This is a genomic window from Corynebacterium belfantii (assembly GCF_041898185.1).
In the GTDB taxonomy this organism is placed as follows: domain Bacteria; phylum Actinomycetota; class Actinomycetes; order Mycobacteriales; family Mycobacteriaceae; genus Corynebacterium; species Corynebacterium belfantii.
This window is the reverse complement of record NZ_CP157823.1, coordinates 2,016,782-2,032,625: the sequence shown is the minus strand read 5'-3', so window position 1 is coordinate 2,032,625 and position 15,844 is coordinate 2,016,782. Positions and strand designations below refer to the sequence as shown.

The 15,844-nt window shown below is 56.8% G+C and carries 23 protein-coding genes; 12 read left to right on the top strand and 11 right to left on the bottom strand.

The features are described from left to right. Positions 1 to 45: 45 nt before the first annotated feature. The 9 genes from ABMV07_RS10095 to ABMV07_RS10055 all read left to right on the top strand — a co-directional run bounded on the left by ABMV07_RS10095 (position 46) and on the right by ABMV07_RS10055 (position 5,454). Entirely contained in the window at positions 46 to 813 is a 768-nt protein-coding gene (locus ABMV07_RS10095) for a class I SAM-dependent methyltransferase (RefSeq protein WP_374064571.1), read from the top strand. Positions 814 to 883: 70 nt separating this feature from the next. Beyond that, complete coding sequence (locus ABMV07_RS10090; protein ID WP_374064570.1) at positions 884 to 1,411, top strand: ABC transporter substrate-binding protein; 528 nt, start codon at positions 884 to 886, stop codon at positions 1,409 to 1,411. A 38-nt stretch (positions 1,412 to 1,449) separates the two neighbouring features. Next, on the top strand, positions 1,450 to 1,914 hold the full coding sequence (locus ABMV07_RS10085) for a hypothetical protein (protein WP_197688941.1): 465 nt from the start codon (positions 1,450 to 1,452) through the stop codon (positions 1,912 to 1,914). Positions 1,915 to 1,923: 9 nt separating this feature from the next. Beyond that, a complete protein-coding gene (locus tag ABMV07_RS10080; protein ID WP_159461311.1) occupies positions 1,924 to 2,076 on the top strand; it encodes a hypothetical protein in 153 nt (50 codons plus the stop codon). A 39-nt stretch (positions 2,077 to 2,115) separates the two neighbouring features. After that, positions 2,116 to 2,316 (top strand): iron chelate uptake ABC transporter family permease subunit, encoded by a 201-nt coding sequence (locus ABMV07_RS10075; protein WP_197693530.1) that lies wholly within the window; start codon positions 2,116 to 2,118, stop codon positions 2,314 to 2,316. After that, positions 2,309 to 2,980, top strand: a complete 672-nt coding sequence (locus ABMV07_RS10070; protein ID WP_159461309.1) for an iron ABC transporter permease — start codon at positions 2,309 to 2,311, stop codon at positions 2,978 to 2,980. Before ABMV07_RS10075 ends, ABMV07_RS10070 begins: the two co-directional genes overlap by 8 nt. Before the next feature lie 84 nt (positions 2,981 to 3,064). Further along, positions 3,065 to 3,748: an ABC transporter ATP-binding protein gene (locus tag ABMV07_RS10065; protein WP_196977684.1), complete on the top strand. Its 684-nt coding sequence runs from the start codon at positions 3,065 to 3,067 to the stop codon at positions 3,746 to 3,748. 104 nt (positions 3,749 to 3,852) lie between these two features. Beyond that, positions 3,853 to 5,205, top strand: coding sequence for a TRAP transporter large permease subunit (locus ABMV07_RS10060; RefSeq protein ID WP_196977683.1), 1,353 nt, complete (start codon positions 3,853 to 3,855; stop codon positions 5,203 to 5,205). 9 nt (positions 5,206 to 5,214) lie between these two features. Beyond that, positions 5,215 to 5,454, top strand: coding sequence for a hypothetical protein (locus ABMV07_RS10055; protein ID WP_196977682.1), 240 nt, complete (start codon positions 5,215 to 5,217; stop codon positions 5,452 to 5,454). On the opposite strand, the gene ABMV07_RS10050 is transcribed toward ABMV07_RS10055, so the two are convergent. Continuing rightward, the gene (locus ABMV07_RS10050) at positions 5,428 to 6,132 is read right to left on the bottom strand and encodes a GntR family transcriptional regulator (RefSeq protein ID WP_088267411.1); all 705 of its coding nucleotides are present in this window, start codon (positions 6,130 to 6,132) and stop codon (positions 5,428 to 5,430) included. The genes ABMV07_RS10055 and ABMV07_RS10050 overlap by 27 nt on opposite strands. A gap of 128 nt (positions 6,133 to 6,260) precedes the next feature. Between ABMV07_RS10050 and ABMV07_RS10045 the strand changes: the two genes are divergently transcribed. Then, complete coding sequence (locus ABMV07_RS10045; protein WP_197690034.1) at positions 6,261 to 9,041, top strand: FAD-binding and (Fe-S)-binding domain-containing protein; 2,781 nt, start codon at positions 6,261 to 6,263, stop codon at positions 9,039 to 9,041. Between the two features lie 192 nt (positions 9,042 to 9,233). On the opposite strand, the gene ABMV07_RS10040 is transcribed toward ABMV07_RS10045, so the two are convergent. The 5 genes from ABMV07_RS10040 to ABMV07_RS10020 all read right to left on the bottom strand — a co-directional run bounded on the left by ABMV07_RS10040 (position 9,234) and on the right by ABMV07_RS10020 (position 11,401). After that, positions 9,234 to 9,698, bottom strand: a complete 465-nt coding sequence (locus ABMV07_RS10040; protein ID WP_374065021.1) for a glycosyltransferase — start codon at positions 9,696 to 9,698, stop codon at positions 9,234 to 9,236. Continuing rightward, positions 9,677 to 10,279 (bottom strand): glycosyltransferase family 4 protein, encoded by a 603-nt coding sequence (locus ABMV07_RS10035; RefSeq protein WP_374064568.1) that lies wholly within the window; start codon positions 10,277 to 10,279, stop codon positions 9,677 to 9,679. The genes ABMV07_RS10040 and ABMV07_RS10035 overlap by 22 nt, the downstream gene beginning before the upstream one ends. Before the next feature lie 46 nt (positions 10,280 to 10,325). Next, on the bottom strand, positions 10,326 to 10,475 hold the full coding sequence (locus tag ABMV07_RS10030) for a glycosyltransferase family 4 protein (protein WP_141112782.1): 150 nt from the start codon (positions 10,473 to 10,475) through the stop codon (positions 10,326 to 10,328). Positions 10,476 to 10,509: 34 nt separating this feature from the next. Beyond that, a complete protein-coding gene (locus tag ABMV07_RS10025; protein ID WP_196977680.1) occupies positions 10,510 to 10,872 on the bottom strand; it encodes a hypothetical protein in 363 nt (120 codons plus the stop codon). Positions 10,873 to 11,041: 169 nt separating this feature from the next. Next, positions 11,042 to 11,401, bottom strand: a complete 360-nt coding sequence (locus ABMV07_RS10020) for a hypothetical protein (RefSeq protein ID WP_196977679.1) — start codon at positions 11,399 to 11,401, stop codon at positions 11,042 to 11,044. A 136-nt stretch (positions 11,402 to 11,537) separates the two neighbouring features. Between ABMV07_RS10020 and ABMV07_RS10015 the strand changes: the two genes are divergently transcribed. Both ABMV07_RS10015 and ABMV07_RS10010 read left to right on the top strand, forming a co-directional pair. Then, on the top strand, positions 11,538 to 11,918 hold the full coding sequence (locus ABMV07_RS10015; RefSeq protein WP_197690023.1) for a hypothetical protein: 381 nt from the start codon (positions 11,538 to 11,540) through the stop codon (positions 11,916 to 11,918). Between the two features lie 108 nt (positions 11,919 to 12,026). Next, positions 12,027 to 13,082 (top strand): ParA family protein, encoded by a 1,056-nt coding sequence (locus tag ABMV07_RS10010; RefSeq protein WP_088267415.1) that lies wholly within the window; start codon positions 12,027 to 12,029, stop codon positions 13,080 to 13,082. Positions 13,083 to 13,085: 3 nt separating this feature from the next. Here the strand turns inward: ABMV07_RS10010 and ABMV07_RS10005 are convergent, their stop codons facing one another. From ABMV07_RS10005 to ABMV07_RS09985, 5 genes are all read right to left on the bottom strand, one after another. Continuing rightward, complete coding sequence (locus ABMV07_RS10005) at positions 13,086 to 13,268, bottom strand: hypothetical protein (protein WP_133119738.1); 183 nt, start codon at positions 13,266 to 13,268, stop codon at positions 13,086 to 13,088. Further along, the gene (locus ABMV07_RS10000) at positions 13,246 to 13,662 is read right to left on the bottom strand and encodes a YdcF family protein (RefSeq protein WP_374064567.1); all 417 of its coding nucleotides are present in this window, start codon (positions 13,660 to 13,662) and stop codon (positions 13,246 to 13,248) included. The genes ABMV07_RS10005 and ABMV07_RS10000 overlap by 23 nt, the downstream gene beginning before the upstream one ends. Beyond that, entirely contained in the window at positions 13,623 to 13,964 is a 342-nt protein-coding gene (locus ABMV07_RS09995; protein WP_374064566.1) for a hypothetical protein, read from the bottom strand. Before ABMV07_RS09995 ends, ABMV07_RS10000 begins: the two co-directional genes overlap by 40 nt. A 117-nt stretch (positions 13,965 to 14,081) precedes the next feature. Then, positions 14,082 to 15,029 carry a siderophore-interacting protein gene (locus ABMV07_RS09990; protein ID WP_374064565.1) on the bottom strand — a complete coding sequence of 316 codons (948 nt, stop codon included), beginning with the start codon at positions 15,027 to 15,029 and terminating at the stop codon, positions 14,082 to 14,084. After that, positions 15,026 to 15,838, bottom strand: a complete 813-nt coding sequence (locus ABMV07_RS09985) for an ABC transporter ATP-binding protein (protein ID WP_374064564.1) — start codon at positions 15,836 to 15,838, stop codon at positions 15,026 to 15,028. The genes ABMV07_RS09990 and ABMV07_RS09985 overlap by 4 nt, the downstream gene beginning before the upstream one ends. Positions 15,839 to 15,844: the final 6 nt, after the last annotated feature.

Sequence of the window (15,844 nt, the reverse complement as noted above, 5' to 3'; positions counted from 1 at the left end):
CACTCGCAGGTGGAACCAGACCGAAACCTTGTAGGAGCTTGTAGGATGCACAACGCCTCCGACCGAACTGACTATTGGGACGCGAAAGCTGAAGGTTACTTAGCTCGATTGCAACAGAAGCAGTCCGACTTGCTCTTGGAAACCTTGGCGGAGGTTGGTGCAATACCGGAAGCGGGCACGGTTCTTGATGTATGTTGCGGTCCCGGCTGGCATCTCAGTCAGCTGGCCGGCCGCATCTCCCGTGGGCTCGGGGTGGATTCATCGCCAGGAATGATCGCACAGGCACGACGTGCTGCAATCGCTGCTGGCATCGACAACGTTGAGTTCCAACAATTGGATTGGCAGCGCGAGCCGATCTCTCAGGAAAAGTTTGACCTAGTGATGGCTAGCAAATGCCCGGCGGTACGAACTCCAGAGGATGTTGTGCGGCTCCAAGAGCTGTCCCGCGGATGGTGCGTGAACACCTCGCCGGTGTATCGACACATCGATGTGCTTGATGTGCTGCTGGAACGCATGGACATCAATGCAAAACAAGACCCGCACGGTGGCGCGCAAATGATGGCTGATAAATTTGTCGCGCTCTGGCAATCCGGAGCCGCCCCTGAGCTGCGGTATGAAGGCGGCGAGTTCGTGACACCGATGGATCGGGAAACCTTGCATCGGGAATTGCAGGTGCACGCCAGCATGTATGGCAATGAACTGTTCGAGGCAGCAGACTCCTACTTCAATGAACGCGGGGGAGAGACCATTGACGTCACCGTCACGATGCGTTTTGTTCTTGCCATTTGGCAGGTTCCGGGATCCAACCAGTAGAAGGGAAAACCCATGTTCAAGAAGGCCTTTGTTGCGGTGCTCAGCGTTGTCGCGTTGACAGTCGCCGGATGTGGCTCCCCCAGAGGATACCTCGCCAGCAGCAAGCGCGCAGCAGCTAACAGTCACGGACATCAATGGCCGTGAGATCACCTTCGACAAGGAACCCCAGCGCGTCGTGGCTGCTGGGTCACGCACATTGCGGATGCTGACCTACCTGCAGATCACGGAAAAGCTGGTGGGCGTCGAACAGATCGACAGCGACAGCAAAGTGAGCAAACCGTATGCCTACGTGCATCGCGAAGAATTTGGCAAGCTCTCCTCAATTGGTAAAGGTGGGCTCGGCGCCGAGCCGGATATGGAAGCGCTGATCGGTGTGAACCCAGAGGTGATTGTGGCCACGTGGGATGCGAAAACCGCAGACGATGTTACCGCCACCACCGAGATCCCCGTCATTACCGTGCTCTACGAGGACTTGTTCGACCCGAAATTCGAGCAATCGCTGCACATTCTTGGCGAAGCCTTTGCCAAGCAGGAACGCGCAACCACCCCTCATCAAGGCAACAGGAGACATGCGCGACGACCTGAAAACCCGTGGTGAAAAGGTTCCTGCCGAACAGCGCCCGAGCGCCTATGTGGGTGGGGTTTCTTTCAAAGGGCCACACGGGATCACGGGGTACCCACGGCGCCTACCCACCACTAGCTGCGATTGGAGCGAACAACGTCGCAGCTCCGGCAGGGAACAAAGCTGTCACCGTGGACATCGAGGACCTGGTGAATTGGAACCCGGACGTTGTCTTCCTCACCGCAAGTAACATGAACATGATCCGCGACGACGTGGCCGCCCGCCCGCAGCTTTACGACGAAGTGGCCGCGTTCCACAACGGCAAGCTGTACTCCCAGCTGCCGTACAACTTCTACGGAGCCAACAGCGAGATCGCCATCGCTGACGCGTACTATGCAGGCACCGTGCTCGCGCCAGAGGCCTTCAGCGATATCGATCCCGTGAAGAAATTCGACGAAATCACAGAACTATTTCTGGGTAAAAAGCTGTATGCGGATTTTGAGGCTGCAGGTCTGACTTTTGGCAGGGTGGAACTCTAACCGAACGCCATGCAAAAAGACCGCACTGCCCTCCGTGCCCGGTATCAGCATCATCGCACCCGCCGAGCATTAGTCATCGTTGGCCTGATGGCAGCTACGGTGGCTGCCTTCTTCCTCGCGTTGTCCATCGGTGGGACTTCCCGGCAGTTCCTCGGGGTATGAGAAGCCTTCGCGCCGGGAACCCGAGGGCACCTTGTCTTGATGAATGTCAGGTTGCGACGGGCGTTAGCGGCGCTGTTGGCCGGCGTTGCTCTCGCCGTAGCGGGAGCAACGATGCAGGCGGTACTGCGCAATCCGCTGGCGTCCTCATCGACAGTGGGTGTATCTCAGGGCGCAGCATTCGGGGCTGCTATTTCGGTCGTGTTTTGTGGGATCGTCGTCGAAAAGCCCGGGCGTGGTTGACATCAATCCGACGGTGACGGCGCTGTGCGCGTTTGTGGGGGCACTCGCTTCGGTGGCGGTTATTGCGCTGCTCGCGCGACAACGGGCTGCCACGCCATCGGTGATCATTCTGGCTGGTGTGGCGCTGAGCTCGCTGTTTACCTCCGGTACGTCACTGATTCAGTACTTTGCGGACGAATTACAGATTGCAGCGATCGTTTTCTGGGCGTTCGGCGATTTGGGGCGCGCTCGGTGGCCACATTTGGGCGTGATGACCGTGGTGATTGTGCTTGCGCTCGCGTTTTTCGTCTGGAAAATCTGGTCCTACAACGCGCTGGACGCGGGGGAGGACGTGGCGCAAGCGCTGGGCGTAAACGTGATCCGGCTGCGGACCTGGACGCTGATCATCGGCGCTGCAGCAACCGCCATGGTGGTCTCCGTGGTGGGGGTTATTGCGTTCGTTGGCCTTATCGCGCCTCACATTGTGCGGCGCTTGGTGGGTGAGGACTACCGATATGTGCTGCCGGGTTCCGCACTGGCAGGGGCTTTGGTGCTGCTGCTTGCGGACACGTTTAGTCGCCTGATCATCGCCCCCACTGTGCTTCCAGTTGGTGCCGTCACTTCATTTCTTGGTGCGCCACTGTTTCTCATGATTATCCTTCGGCAACTTCGGAGGAAGCCATGATCCGCGCGACAGACCTGTCTTTTTTCATATCCGCACCGCTCGCCGACGCTTACCGACGTCAGTCTCCATGTTCCAGCTGGAAAAGTGTGCGCGATTTTGGGGAACAACGGCGCGGGAAAATCTACTTTGCTCCACTGCCTCTTGGGGAGACTTGGGTCGGAAACCGGCACTGTGGAGGTCTGCGAACGCGAGATCACCAGCTACGGCACCAACGAATTCGCCCAAACAGTGGCCTATGTGCCACAGCGAAGTGAAACATCACCCACGATGGTGTACGACGCGATCCTGCTCGGAAGAATGCCACACTTCCTACTCGGATCCCGCGCCGAAGACCACGCCGTGGTGGAACAGACGATTGCTTCGCTCGGGCTAGATGACATCGCCTTCAGATATCTCAACGAGCTCTCCGGTGGGCAGCAACAAAAAGCGGCAATCGCCCGTGCCCTGGCTACCCAGCCTAAAGTGCTGATCCTGGACGAGCTGACCAGCAGCCTGGACGTGAAAAACCAAGCAGAGGTGCTCGCTCTCGTCCGCAAGGCAGCCCACACGCACAACATGTCAGTAGTGATGGTCGTGCATGACCTCACCCTAGCGCTCAATCACGCGGATCCCCTTTGTCTGTTGCACCAGGGCCGCAGCACCTTCATCACCCCTGACCACGCGCACGGCCACAGTGACGAGCTAGCCAACATATTGACTGAAACTTTTGGAATTCCCATCGAGGTGACACAAGTACGTGGGCGGTACGTCGCAGTGACACTTGAGTAGGGGTGTTTGCTGGCGAATAAAAATCAGAAAGTTTTCTCCATCCAACATGTAACATGCTACAGTGATGTGCGTCACTTTAGCTTGAACTATGTAGAGGAGGGGATATGGGAATCGTTGCCTTGGCGGTATTTATCGGCGTCGCAGTCGTGATTAACGTGGTGATGAAACGCGACATCTCAGAAGCTTTGTTGATGGGCTTAGTCGCTGTCGCCGCGCTGGGAGGAAAAGACTTTTTCCACCTGTTAAAGGCAGGCGTCATTGCTGGTGCCCAGAATGAAGTCTTGTTTGCCGGTTTGGCGTTTGTGTTTATGGGCGCAATCGTGAATGCGACTGGCTTGATCGACCGGTTGATTGCCATCTTGAACTCGATGTTCGGTCGCGTCCGCGGTGGTGCGGGATATGTGTCTACCTTGGGCTCTGCGATGATCGGTCTTGTCGCAGGTTCCACGGCTGGTAACTCGGCTACAGTCGGTTCGGTTACTGTGCCGTGGATGAAGAAAACTGGCTGGTCATCTGAGCGTGCAGCGACCCTCGTAGCAGGCAACTCCGGTTTGGGTGTGGCTCTGCCGCCGAACTCCACGATGTTCATCATCCTTGCGCTACCCGCAGCCATGGGGGCAACGGCTTCGAGCGTGTACGTAGCCCTTGCTTGTGCTGGCGCGTACGCTGTGCTTTACCGACTCCTCCTTGTGGCGTACTGGGCCAAAAAATTCAATTTGCCCATGGACACTGCCGATACCCACGTTCCTCTCAAGCAGTCATTCAAAGAAGGATGGAGCTCCCCGGCGATTTTCTGGGGAATCTTAATCCCGGTTTTCATCACCATTGGGCCACTGGCTCAGTGGCTGTCCCAGCCAGAACATGTCGGTGACAAGGCTCTCAAAGCCGTGTCCATCATCGTGTGGGTGCCAATTCTCATCTCCGTGATCGCGGTGATTGAAGGCTTTAAGCATCTCAAGAACGATATTCCGAAGCTGAAGCAGAATGTGGTCAAAGAAATTCCGCAGTTTGCCACGGTAGGTATTTCGCTCTTTGCGGCGCTTGGCGCTGCGGAGATTATGGATGAATTGGGCGTAGGCGATGAGCTTAGTGCTCTGCTTGGCAGCTTGGATTTGCCGAAGATTCTCATGATCGCTCTGGTCGCGGTGCTGACCATCATCGTGGCGACTCCACTTTCTTCTACGGCTACCGCTGCAGCTGTTGGTGCTCCTGCCATGGCTGCTCTGACCGCCGTTGGTCTGGATCCGACGCTGGCAGTAATCGTGATTCTTCTCTGCAGCTCGACTGAGGGTGCATCCCCGCCAGTTGGTGCGCCGATTTATCTCTCTGCGGCTATGGCGGATGCAGAGCCCTCGAAGATGTTCGTTCCATTGGTGGCATGGTTCGTGGTGCCGATGGTGTTGTTGGCAGTGGTCATCGGTATGGGATGGCTTCCGATTTACATTCCAGCAGGATAGGAGCAGGACATGTCAACTGTATTTCACCTAGCAAAAGTTGTGTTTTACGTTTCCCTGGCACTGTTTCTCGCCGGCGGTCTGTTCATTGTGCTAGCACAGTTCGCCGGGCTGGTCGCGCTGGATGGGGCGTGGGTACTGTGGGCGGGGAAGAAGTTCTCCAAGATTGTCTACAGCTGCGCAGCGGTGTGTGCGGTAAGTGCCTTCGTGCTCAACTACCAAAAGCTAAGTAGTAAACTGCTCCCACAGTAGTTGCAGATCCTCGGCTTTAGCATCGGGCATTGCTTGCTTCAGAAGGAGTTGTCCTGTAGTGGTCACATGCCCGGACATTGCTGATCGGGCTCCGGCGATATCTCCGTCCGCGATCGCTTCGAATATGGGCTGGTGCTCGCGATGGATATCTAGCAAGGTTCGGGATGATCCAGCGGTGCTGGCTCCGATGAGGCGTGTGTTGGTTCGGAGCCGGTCGATGAAATCACGGCCCCGTGGACTGTTGCCGGCTCGCAGGATTTCCGCGTGGAAAGCTTGGTCGAGGTCGAAAAAGTGGTCAGAGTGTCCTTGGTGGGCTGCTTGTTCCATCGAATTGAGCAGCTCTTGCAGGTTGGCTATTGCGTGAGTGTCTGCAAGAAGCGCGGCGCGACCGGCTGCTCCAGGTTCAATGCTCAGGCGAAGAGCGAAGATTTCTGCGACATCCTCGGGGCGAGTGCGTCGGATCTGAAAACCGCGATTTCGTACGAACATGATTAGGCCTGCTTCTTCGAGTCGAAGTAGTGCGTCGCGCACGGGAGAGCGGGAAATGCCCAGTTGATCTGCGAGTTGGTAGACGCTGTACCATTCGTCGGCGGTCATGGAGCCGTCAAAAATAGCACTGCGAACGTGGTCCATGACTTGTTCGGTGAGGGTGTTGGCTCGAGTTACGCGCGTCATCATGACCTGGATAGTAGCAGCAGACCCCGTAACATGTTACTGAAGCTATAGGAGGTACACCCCACGTGAATAACATAACCACCGACCAGAATTACTTTGCCAAGGTCTCTCGCACGGGACTTCGGACGGATATGACTACCAGGGCAGCGTATGTGTCGGACGCATCCATTTACCGCCGGGTGCCCGCAGGTGTGGTGGAACCTCGCACCAAACAAGACATCCTCGATGCTTTCGATATCGCCCGAGAGAACGGCTGGCCGATCGTCGGTCGCGGTGGTGGCACCTCAGTTGCTGGTAATGCGATGGGGGAAGGGCTGATTATTGATACCTCCCGCCACTTCAACCGTATCCTGTCCATTGATCCGGAGACACAGACCGCCGTGATTGAGCCTGGTGTGGTGTGTGACCAGCTGCGTGACGCGGCTGCCGAGTTTGGGCTGACTTACGGGCCGGATCCTTCCACGCATAGTCGCTGCACTGTCGGAGGAATGGTGTCCAACAATGCGTGCGGGTCACACTCCGTCGCGTGGGGTACTGCGGCCGAAAACCTCGAGGCAGTCACTGTGCTGCTTTACGACGGTCGGGAAGTTACTCTTTCCAAAGGTGCTGCGAGTGACTCCGATATTGAGGCAGCGTTACATTACCTTGTTCAGGACAATGCGGATCTTATCAGGGAATCTCTTGGAAGGTTTCCTCGCCAAGTTTCTGGCTATGGGCTGCACTACCTGTTGGAGGAGCGTGGCTTCGATGTGGCTAAGGCGTTCGCGGGAACTGAGGGGACGTGTGGAATCATCACGTCGCTTACGGTAAAGCTGGTGGAAGTGCCGAAGGCGAAAGCCTTGGCGGTGCTTGGTTTTTCTGATGTTTTCGCCGCGGCTAAGGCCGCACCAGTTCTCCGTTTGGAAAACGTGACCACCATCGAAGGGATGGGTGGTGACCTGCTGGGTGCGCTGCGTGCAAAAAATGGCCAGCAGAATGCGGGAGCCAACCTGCCGGGAATCCGCGAAGGTATGGATACCGGTGGTTGGTTGTACTGCGAAGTGACTGGTCCAAGTGCTGAAGAGGCACTGGCGCGTGCAGAGGACGTTGCTCGCACTGTGGACACCGTGGACTTTGTGGTGGTCAGCGATCCAGTACAGATGAAGGAACTGTGGCGGATTCGTGAAGCATCGGCGGGCATTGTTACGCGATTGCCGGATGGCGGAGAGGCATGGCCTTCTTGGGAGGATTCCGCGGTGCCACCGGAAAACTTGGCAGACTATCTGCGGGATCTGTACGCCTTGATGGAAAAGTATGAGTTGCAGGGAATCCCGTTTGGCCACTTTGGAGAGGGCTGCGTGCATGTTCGGATCTCCTTTGACCTTGGCAGCGAGGAAGGTGTAGCAGTTTTTCACGCGTTCATGAATGAAGCCGCTCAGCTCGTGTCTCACTATGAGGGGTCGCTGTCTGGAGAACATGGTGATGGGCGAGCACGCAGCGAACTGCTGAAATACATGTACAACGAGGAAATGCGACGCCTCTTCGAACGGTTTAAGTTGATCTTTGATCCAGAGCGAGTATTTAATCCGGGCGTGCTGGTGTGGGCTGATGAGGTAGTTGATGGGATACGACCGGGCCCAGGCCAGCGGGAATTGGAACTAGTTCCCACACATAAGTTCTCCAAGGACAAAGGCAGTTTTGTTAACGCGGTGAATCGGTGCGTGGGGGTCGGCGCTTGTCGATCCATGGACAACGCGATGTGCCCGTCGTTTCAGATCACGCACGATGAAGTGCATTCCACCCGAGGACGGGCGCGTATCTTGTCTGAGATGTTCCGCGGTGAGTCCGTCAAAGATGGCTACCGCGCTGAAGAGGTCAAAAAAGCTCTTGACCTGTGCCTTTCTTGTAAAGCTTGTGCGTCGGAATGCCCGGTGAACGTGGATATGGCGACATACAAGGCTGAGTTTCTCAACGAATTTTACGCCAAAAGGATCCGCCCGATGGCTCACTACATGATGGGCTGGTTGCCACTGAGTGCGCATCTGTTGCACAAGATTCCTGGTGCGGGGTGGGCCATCGATAAGGCTATGCACACGCCAGGGGTGCGGATCGTCATAGCGCGCTTGGGTGGTTTGGACACTGGTCGCCCGCTGATTCATTTTGCGCCACGCAGTCTGCAGAAATGGGGATCACGGCGGAAAGGCCAGCAAAATTCGACGCAAGTGGTGCTGTGGCCGGATACCTTCAACAATCACCTTGATAGTTCCGCAGGTGAGGCGGTGGTAGAGCTGTTAGAAGCACTCGGCTACCAGGTGATCATCCCACGAGGTTTTGTCTGCTGTGGCCTCACTTTCCATTCCACTGGTCAGTTGCAGATGGTGAAACGCGTCCTGACCCAAACGGCCAAGACCATGAAGCCGTACCTCGAACGAGGGATGACAGTTGTGGCGATAGAGCCCTCTTGCACTGCCATGTTGCAGCACGATATTGCCGAGCTTTCCGACGACCCATTGGTGGCAAAACTGGCAGAACTTACGGTCTCGTGGAGTAGTTTTGTTGCGGCAAGGCTACGAGAACTGGACGTTCCACTGGAACAGGAAGAGATTTCCGCGCTCACGCAGGTGCACTGCCACGAACGTTCCTTGGGAGACCGCACTGGGACCTCAGAGATCTTGGCGGCGCTGGGGATTAGCGAGGAGACCATCAGTACTGGATGTTGCGGCCTTGCCGGAAACTGGGGTTATGAGGCCGGTCATGCGGAAATGTCCTTTGAACTCGGAGAACGGGAGGTATTTCCGAGAGTTCGGGAACATGAGGGCATTGTGCTTGCCGATGGCTTCTCCTGTCGGACCCATATCGAGCAGGGAACTGGTGTGAAACCTCAGCATCTGGCGCAGGTTTTGGCGGAGAAACTCCGAAGCTCTGGTAGTTAACCCGAATTTGACCCAAGTACGTATTCAGGATTGGGACGCGAGCTGATAGGGATTTGCTTCCGAGAAACAAATCCCTATCCAGTTGATCATCAAAACCCCAGGTCGTTCAAGCGGGTAGGCGTAGGGATTCGATTTTCGCTAGCAAATAGCTATCCAAGCGCCGCCGGGCGCTAATTAATGCCTGATGAAACTTCAGCGTCTGTCGCTTAGCTCCTCGTATATGCGCATCATGGCTTCGGCCTGGGATTCTAAGCTCCACTGCCCGGCTAGTTCCTGGGAGCGGGAGCGGGCGCGATCGGCCCACGCGGGGTCAGCTAGGCGGTCAATTACTTTGAGGAGTGCGGCGGCAAAAGCAATCGGGGTGGTGCCGCCGAATTCGCCGTTGATGCCGGGTTCAACCACCAAGTCTAGCTCCGTGTCCGCGAGCACGATTGGAAGACCGGCTAGGGCCACTTCGTGCAGAACCAGCGCTTGCGTGTCAGTAGTGGAGGGAAACGCGAACACATCGGCCATCTCGTAGTACTCACCCAACTGGGAATGTGGCTGCTCGCAGGGCAGGATCACCTGGTATTTCTCCCGCATCTTCGCGAGGCGACGTCGTAGTGACTTGTTGTGTTCCCGGTCGCCGACCACCATCAACTTGGCGTCTGGCCGGATTTCGGAGACGAGCTCGAAGGCGTCGAAAAGCAGTGGCAGCCCCTTTTTCCGGGGCGATCCGGCCGGCGTACATGATGAGCGGCCCCGGCCCCGCGTGGCACGGGGGCAGGGCCAGAAGGCAGCTTATCGACGCCATTAGGCACGCATCGTACATCCGCACCAGGGGCCAGTAACAGCGCGCGACTTTGAGTTTTCGGTGACGGCGCGGTGACAGTATCGGCCTCCGTTAACATCCGCCGCATCAACCCGAGGAGCGAAGCATTTTCCCCAAGCTCAAGCCGGGCCTGTTTAATGTCACTGAGGGCATACACCTCAGAGCGGTTGAGCTGCACAAACAGCCGCACCACGCCACGAAGAACCGGCAAAATGCCCGGATAGTGCTTCGCGTATGCGTCAAAGTCTGTGTGCCACGTGACCACAAGCGGAATATCATGACGTAACGCCGCCCACAACCCCAGCACACCGATCGGCCCAAAACCGTGCACATGGATCACATCGGGCTGCAGGCGACCAATCTTCTTAATCGTTTTCTTGAACTTCTGGCCTGACGCCACCCGCACCGGCAGCTTCGGCACCACCACAGAAGGCAGCCGGATTTCGATACGATTTGGGTGATCCCGATGCGGGTTACGCCCCCTTAGACTTCGGCGCAACGACGACAACCTCATGGCTACGACTCAAAAGATCGCCCTCCAGCTGCTGCACCGCAATCAACAAACCGTTATGGGCAGGCCCATAATTATCCACAAACTGAGCGATCTTCAGCGGTCGAGTCATAGCCACCAAGATAGTGGCATCTACGCCAAATTTCTCAGAGCAGCACCTTCTCTAACGGGCCCCAGCCCCGCTGCAATGCAGCCACCACACAACACGCTACGGCGATGAGCCCCATCCACCAGTTCTGGTAGCCGTGGAGCAAGAGGGAGTAGTTACCCAGCGGATCGAATGTTTGGGGCGGGGCTATCCCTAACCCTCGCAAGGCGGATATTCGTGTGAACGTCGCTGAGGTAGAACCGAACCAGGTAGCCACTACCGCAGCAACCAAATTGAGGGTGAAGCCGTGTCGACCCACCGCCTCCAACGGCTTCCATGTCGGAAGTAACGGAACAACACCGCTCGTTACAAGAGCGACCCAGATTATTTGTAGCGGATTCACAGCCGTGAACTGATCCACACCCGCAGTGATGAGAAAATGAAACCCTCGGTCTCCCGGAAAACCGCATCCCACACGCAAAGTGCAGTTCCCAGCGTTGTGGCGAGCCGGGGCCACGGCTTTAACGCGATGGCCAGTATAGCGGCCATTAGGATCGGGGCGGGGGCGGTCGTCGTGAAGCTGCGCACAATCAAACGCGACTGCGAAGGCAATCGCTGGGACAATCGCCCAGCGAGGGCACCAGGACAGCGTGCAGCTGAATGCGATGACCAGACCAAATGCAATTGGAAGGGATTCTGCTGACTGCGGGGGCAACCTCGAAAAGGATGAAGCCAGCGGCGGCAAGGGCTACTCCTAGCGCTGCATGCCGACGCCAATGGTGGGAATCCTGGCACACCAACCCCACCCCAGCAGCGAGTGATCCTGCAGCTGCCGATAGCAACGCTAGGCTCACGGGCCAAGGAAGCGGAATGAACCGCCACATAAGTAGCAGGAACGTGCCGAGTCCGAAGACAGAAAGTGCGGATGTATTAGGGGTTGGCCTCGGCATGTCATGTTCCTCATCGGTAACTTTGTTCAGGGCTTTAACCGCAGGATTTAGAACGTATATGTGGAAAACTGTCTGGTGTGTCTCCTAGGTATTCTAGGATTTTGCGCAGTGGAAGAAGTTGATTTGAGGAGAGGTAATGTCCAGTTCGGATAAAATCGCCTACATTATTACCCCTTCCGGGAAGCGTCGTCCCGTTCGGCGAGGCGGCCTGGAGCGTAAAGCACTGCTCAGCGATCCGGTTAAGAGGGACAAGTTAATACGCAAGGCTGATCCTGGAATGGTAGAAGTCAAGGGGAAGAAGCGAAGAAAGAAACTTAGCCCAAAAGAGGCCTCAATTCGCCGGTACTACGCACGCGTTGCTCACGTGGCAACGCGGAACAATCGTCGCAATGGGTGGGAGGAGATCATTGCATATGAAGAGGATACCTGGGGAAATGTAGATCGTGACAGCGGTTCGGGAAATAGTGTGAACGCGCAATCAGGCGGGAGGGTTCAAACTAACCGGCGCCGCTACTAGCCACTAGGGACTGCTCTAGTTCCGCCGGGTCACAGGCAGTTGCCGCGGTTTCGTGACACTTTTGTTATATTTAGTTTTCTGAACTACCAGATAACAAAGGACGTTACGGTGCGCACCATCAGCTTCTTCAACAACAAAGGTGGCGTGGGAAAAACTACGCTGTCCACCAATGTCGCGTATTATTTTGCCAATCAAGGCAAGCGCGTCCTGTACGTCGATTGTGACCCGCAGTGCAATGCCACGCAGCTCATGCTCACTGAGGAACAAACCGAGCACATCTACCTCAACAGCTTGGACAATGAGGCCGCGGAACGCCAGTCCCTGGCTAACACGGTGTACACCATCTTTGTGCCATTGCGCGAAGGTGAATCGCAGATCAACACCAACATTCGCCCGTTTCGTTCGGAGCGGTTCGGGGTGGACGTCCTGGCGGGACATCCGGCGCTGTCCCAAATTGAAGACCTCATGAGTGACGCGTGGCAATCCGCTTTGAGCCGGCAAACTGGCCCGTTTCGTCGTATTCATTGGGCTGGTCAGCTGGCAGTAGCAATGGAGGAGCAGGACCGCTACGATGCGATCTTCTTCGACGTTGGCCCCAGCCTGGGGCCGTTTAACCGCACTGTCTTGCTCGGGTGCGATGCCTTTGTCACCCCGACAGCCACCGATCTGTTCAGCTTCCATGCCTTCGGAAACCTTGCCCGCTGGTTCAAAGATTGGGTCAGCCAGTATTCCGAGATGTGTGAGGGCAACCTTATGGAATGGAAACGATTCTCCGCCGATGTGGATGCAAAAACCAAAGCTTTGCGCTTGGGCGGATACGACGGCGAAGGGCTGCGCTACCTGGGGTACACCACATTGGAGTACATGAAACGAAAGTCCAATGGTCAAGAGCAACTAGTGGGCGCCTTTGAGCGTTTCCGCGGGAAGTTTGCCACCGAAGCAGAGCGGATCAAACAGGTCCTGAGCAATTTCTCCCGGGCTGATCTGCTCGGCCACGTACCGCACATGTACTCCATGCCAGCCACAGCTCAGGACGCCCACGCTCCCATCATGGCGCTCACCAGCGCGGATGGGGTGAAAGGTGCCCAGATCAATCAGCGGGACAACTATGCCGCGAAGATCAATGAGGTGGCAGCCCGGGTATACAATGCCTTATTTTCCTAGGCGCTAAGGCGTGCTGAAATCGGACATGATGAGCCCCGCCAGCACGCTTAAGATGCCGAAGGCGATCACTGACCACTTGTGATCGACGACGATAGCGATGAATTCACGTACCTTTGCGCTCGGCCAGAAATAGCGGGCTGTCCGTGCCCCAGTGGCGTAGCCATCAAGGCCGGCTTTGCGCATCATCAGCGCTCCGCGGAAGGCGTGGTAATCGGAACTTGCTACCGCGATCCACGGGGTCGTGTGGCACCCGGTCCTGGGCGCGGAGCAGCTCGGCAGAAAACGTGAGGTTTTCTTCCGTGGTAGTTGATTTGTCCTCCACGATCACCCGGCTCGGGTCAACACCTTGGGAGATCGCGTATCGCGCCATGGCTTCTCCTTCAGCGCAAGGCTCGTCTGGTCCTTGGCCACCGGAAAATACCAGCACAGTATCTTTGCCCCTATCGATCGCGCGCTGCGCAACCTTAATGCCGTGGTCTACTCGGCTGCGGAGCAGGGGAGTGAGGTTATCCGGGTCGCGGACCTGGGCCCCGAGAACGATCACCGCATCAGGGCGCTTGCCAAAGCGGTTGAAAACCATTCGTAAAAAATGGTGTACACAATGAAGCACACGAAAGCTAGGCCGATGTAGACCACGGTGGGGAATGCGGCCACAAACACCAGTTCAACCCCAGGTGAGGTTTCTTTCCACCATTGAGGAAAGGAAGGAGAAATAGAACACTCCGGTGTAGATAAACAGAGCAGCGCCGATGATGCCGGGGGCAGCGCTGTCACCGATCTGCCCTCTTTGCGCCACACGATGAACATGTTGACCAGCAAAAACCCGCCCAAGACAAGTGGGGCGGACGCCAACACGGCGATCAGTACCACGGCCATCACCACAAAACCGACGATCAGCGCGAGGACGAGGAAAATAAGCGCGCCCTCAACCTTATAAGCGCCACTACCATTGCGTCACACCGCTTATCGACGAACCAGTCAGCTCGCTCTCATAGGAGATCACCTCTGTATCGCAATCCCGCGTTTCCAGTACCCCATGAAAGAAATCTGTTGGCGCGGCACCTGGTTGTTGACCAATAGTCTGCGCATCTGGATTACTGTGGAAGACTCACCCGCAATCCAGAAGTAAGTGTCAGCAAAAGGTGACGTGCTTGGGGCACTCGCGTCAGCTGCCAGGGATTGTCCAGCGCGAGAAAAGCGAGGGGTTTCCCAGATGACCAGCTCTGGGTCATATTCAGCGTCTTCGGTTTCGGGGAGCGTAGGCCGCCCAGCGGTCGTCTCTACCACCAGCTGTTCTAGGTGTTGGTACAACAGGGAGCCTGGGGCCGCACAATCCCTGGGCAACATCTGGACAGAAACCCCGGCTGGGGAGTTAAGTTCCTGCGCGTCGAGCTCGCAGGGAATCTCTATGAATACCGCCCCAGTTTTGCCGACGGGCCATTCCTCCAATGTTTTTGCGATCGCTGGTAGCGCAGTTTCATCACCGAGCATGACCACGTGGCTGCACGCGTTCGGGGTGAATTCGATGGCGGTGCCGGAGTCGTCGTCACGCGCCGGGCCGATGAGGATGATCTCCTCACCGACCTGCGCGGTGTGCGCCCATGAGGAGGCCGGACCTGCGGCCTCGGGGTGCAGGACGAAGTCAACATCGAGCTCATCGTGTGCTGTGCCTGCCAGCCTGCCTGCCGGTGCGCGTCGTAACGCTCGTATGGAGTAGGTGCGCATTACACCACGGGTGGTAGGTTCCAGGTCTTTCCAGACGGTGTACCAATTTTCTTCAGGCAACTCCGGCAAGGAGCCACCGTGGGGGATGATGAGTTTTATTCGCAGGTCGCGGACCGTATCTTTCGGGCCCATGTGCTCGACGCCGTGGAAGGTGATGCGCTGAAAATGAGGGGAAATCTGTTGGGTACGGGCTACTCGTACACGAAACGGTCGGAAGGTCATGAAAGCTCCTTTGCATAAGTGGTGTGGTGTCGGCCGATGGGAGAAACCGATGGCAGGCCCGAAACTGGGTCGGTCACGATGAGCGTTTCCAAGTCGAATGCCTCGCGGGTGAGACGTTGGGTGAGTACGTCACTGGGAGCGCCCACAGTATGCAGGTGCCCATCCCGCATCGCCACCAGGTTGTCCGAGTAACGCGCAGCAAGGTTTAAGTCATGCAGCACCATGATGATGGTGGTCCCGTGGCGCCTATTGAGGTCCGTAAGTAAATCGAGGACTTCCAGTTGGTGCTTGAGATCCAGGTACGTGGTGGGTTCATCAAGGAGCAACACATCAGTTTGCTGCGCTAACGCCATCGCGATCCACGCGCGCTGTCGCTGGCCACCAGAGAGATCTTCCAGGCAGCGAGTAGCAAGTTCATCAACTTCAGTTGCCGCCATTGCTTCGGCGACAATCTCGTAGTCGGTGGCACTCCACCTTCCTAAAATTCCCTGGTAGGGTGTGCGGCCGCGACCAACCAGGTCAGCCACCGTCATTCCCTCTGGGGCAATGGGGGACTGCGGGAGCAGCCCAAGCCGCCTAGCTAGTTCCCGTGAGGAGTAGGAATTAAGGGCCTTGCCGTCTAGTTCAATAACGCCTGCCGTGGGGCGAATAAGCCGGGCTAAGGTGCGCAGAAATGTTGATTTACCACAACCGTTAGGGCCGACGATGGAGGTGATTTTGCCGGGCTCGAACGAAATGGTCAGGTTCTTGACAATGGGATCGGCCCCGTATCCAGCAGATAGTGCACGGGCCGTTAGCGTTGTAGGCAAGTGGGT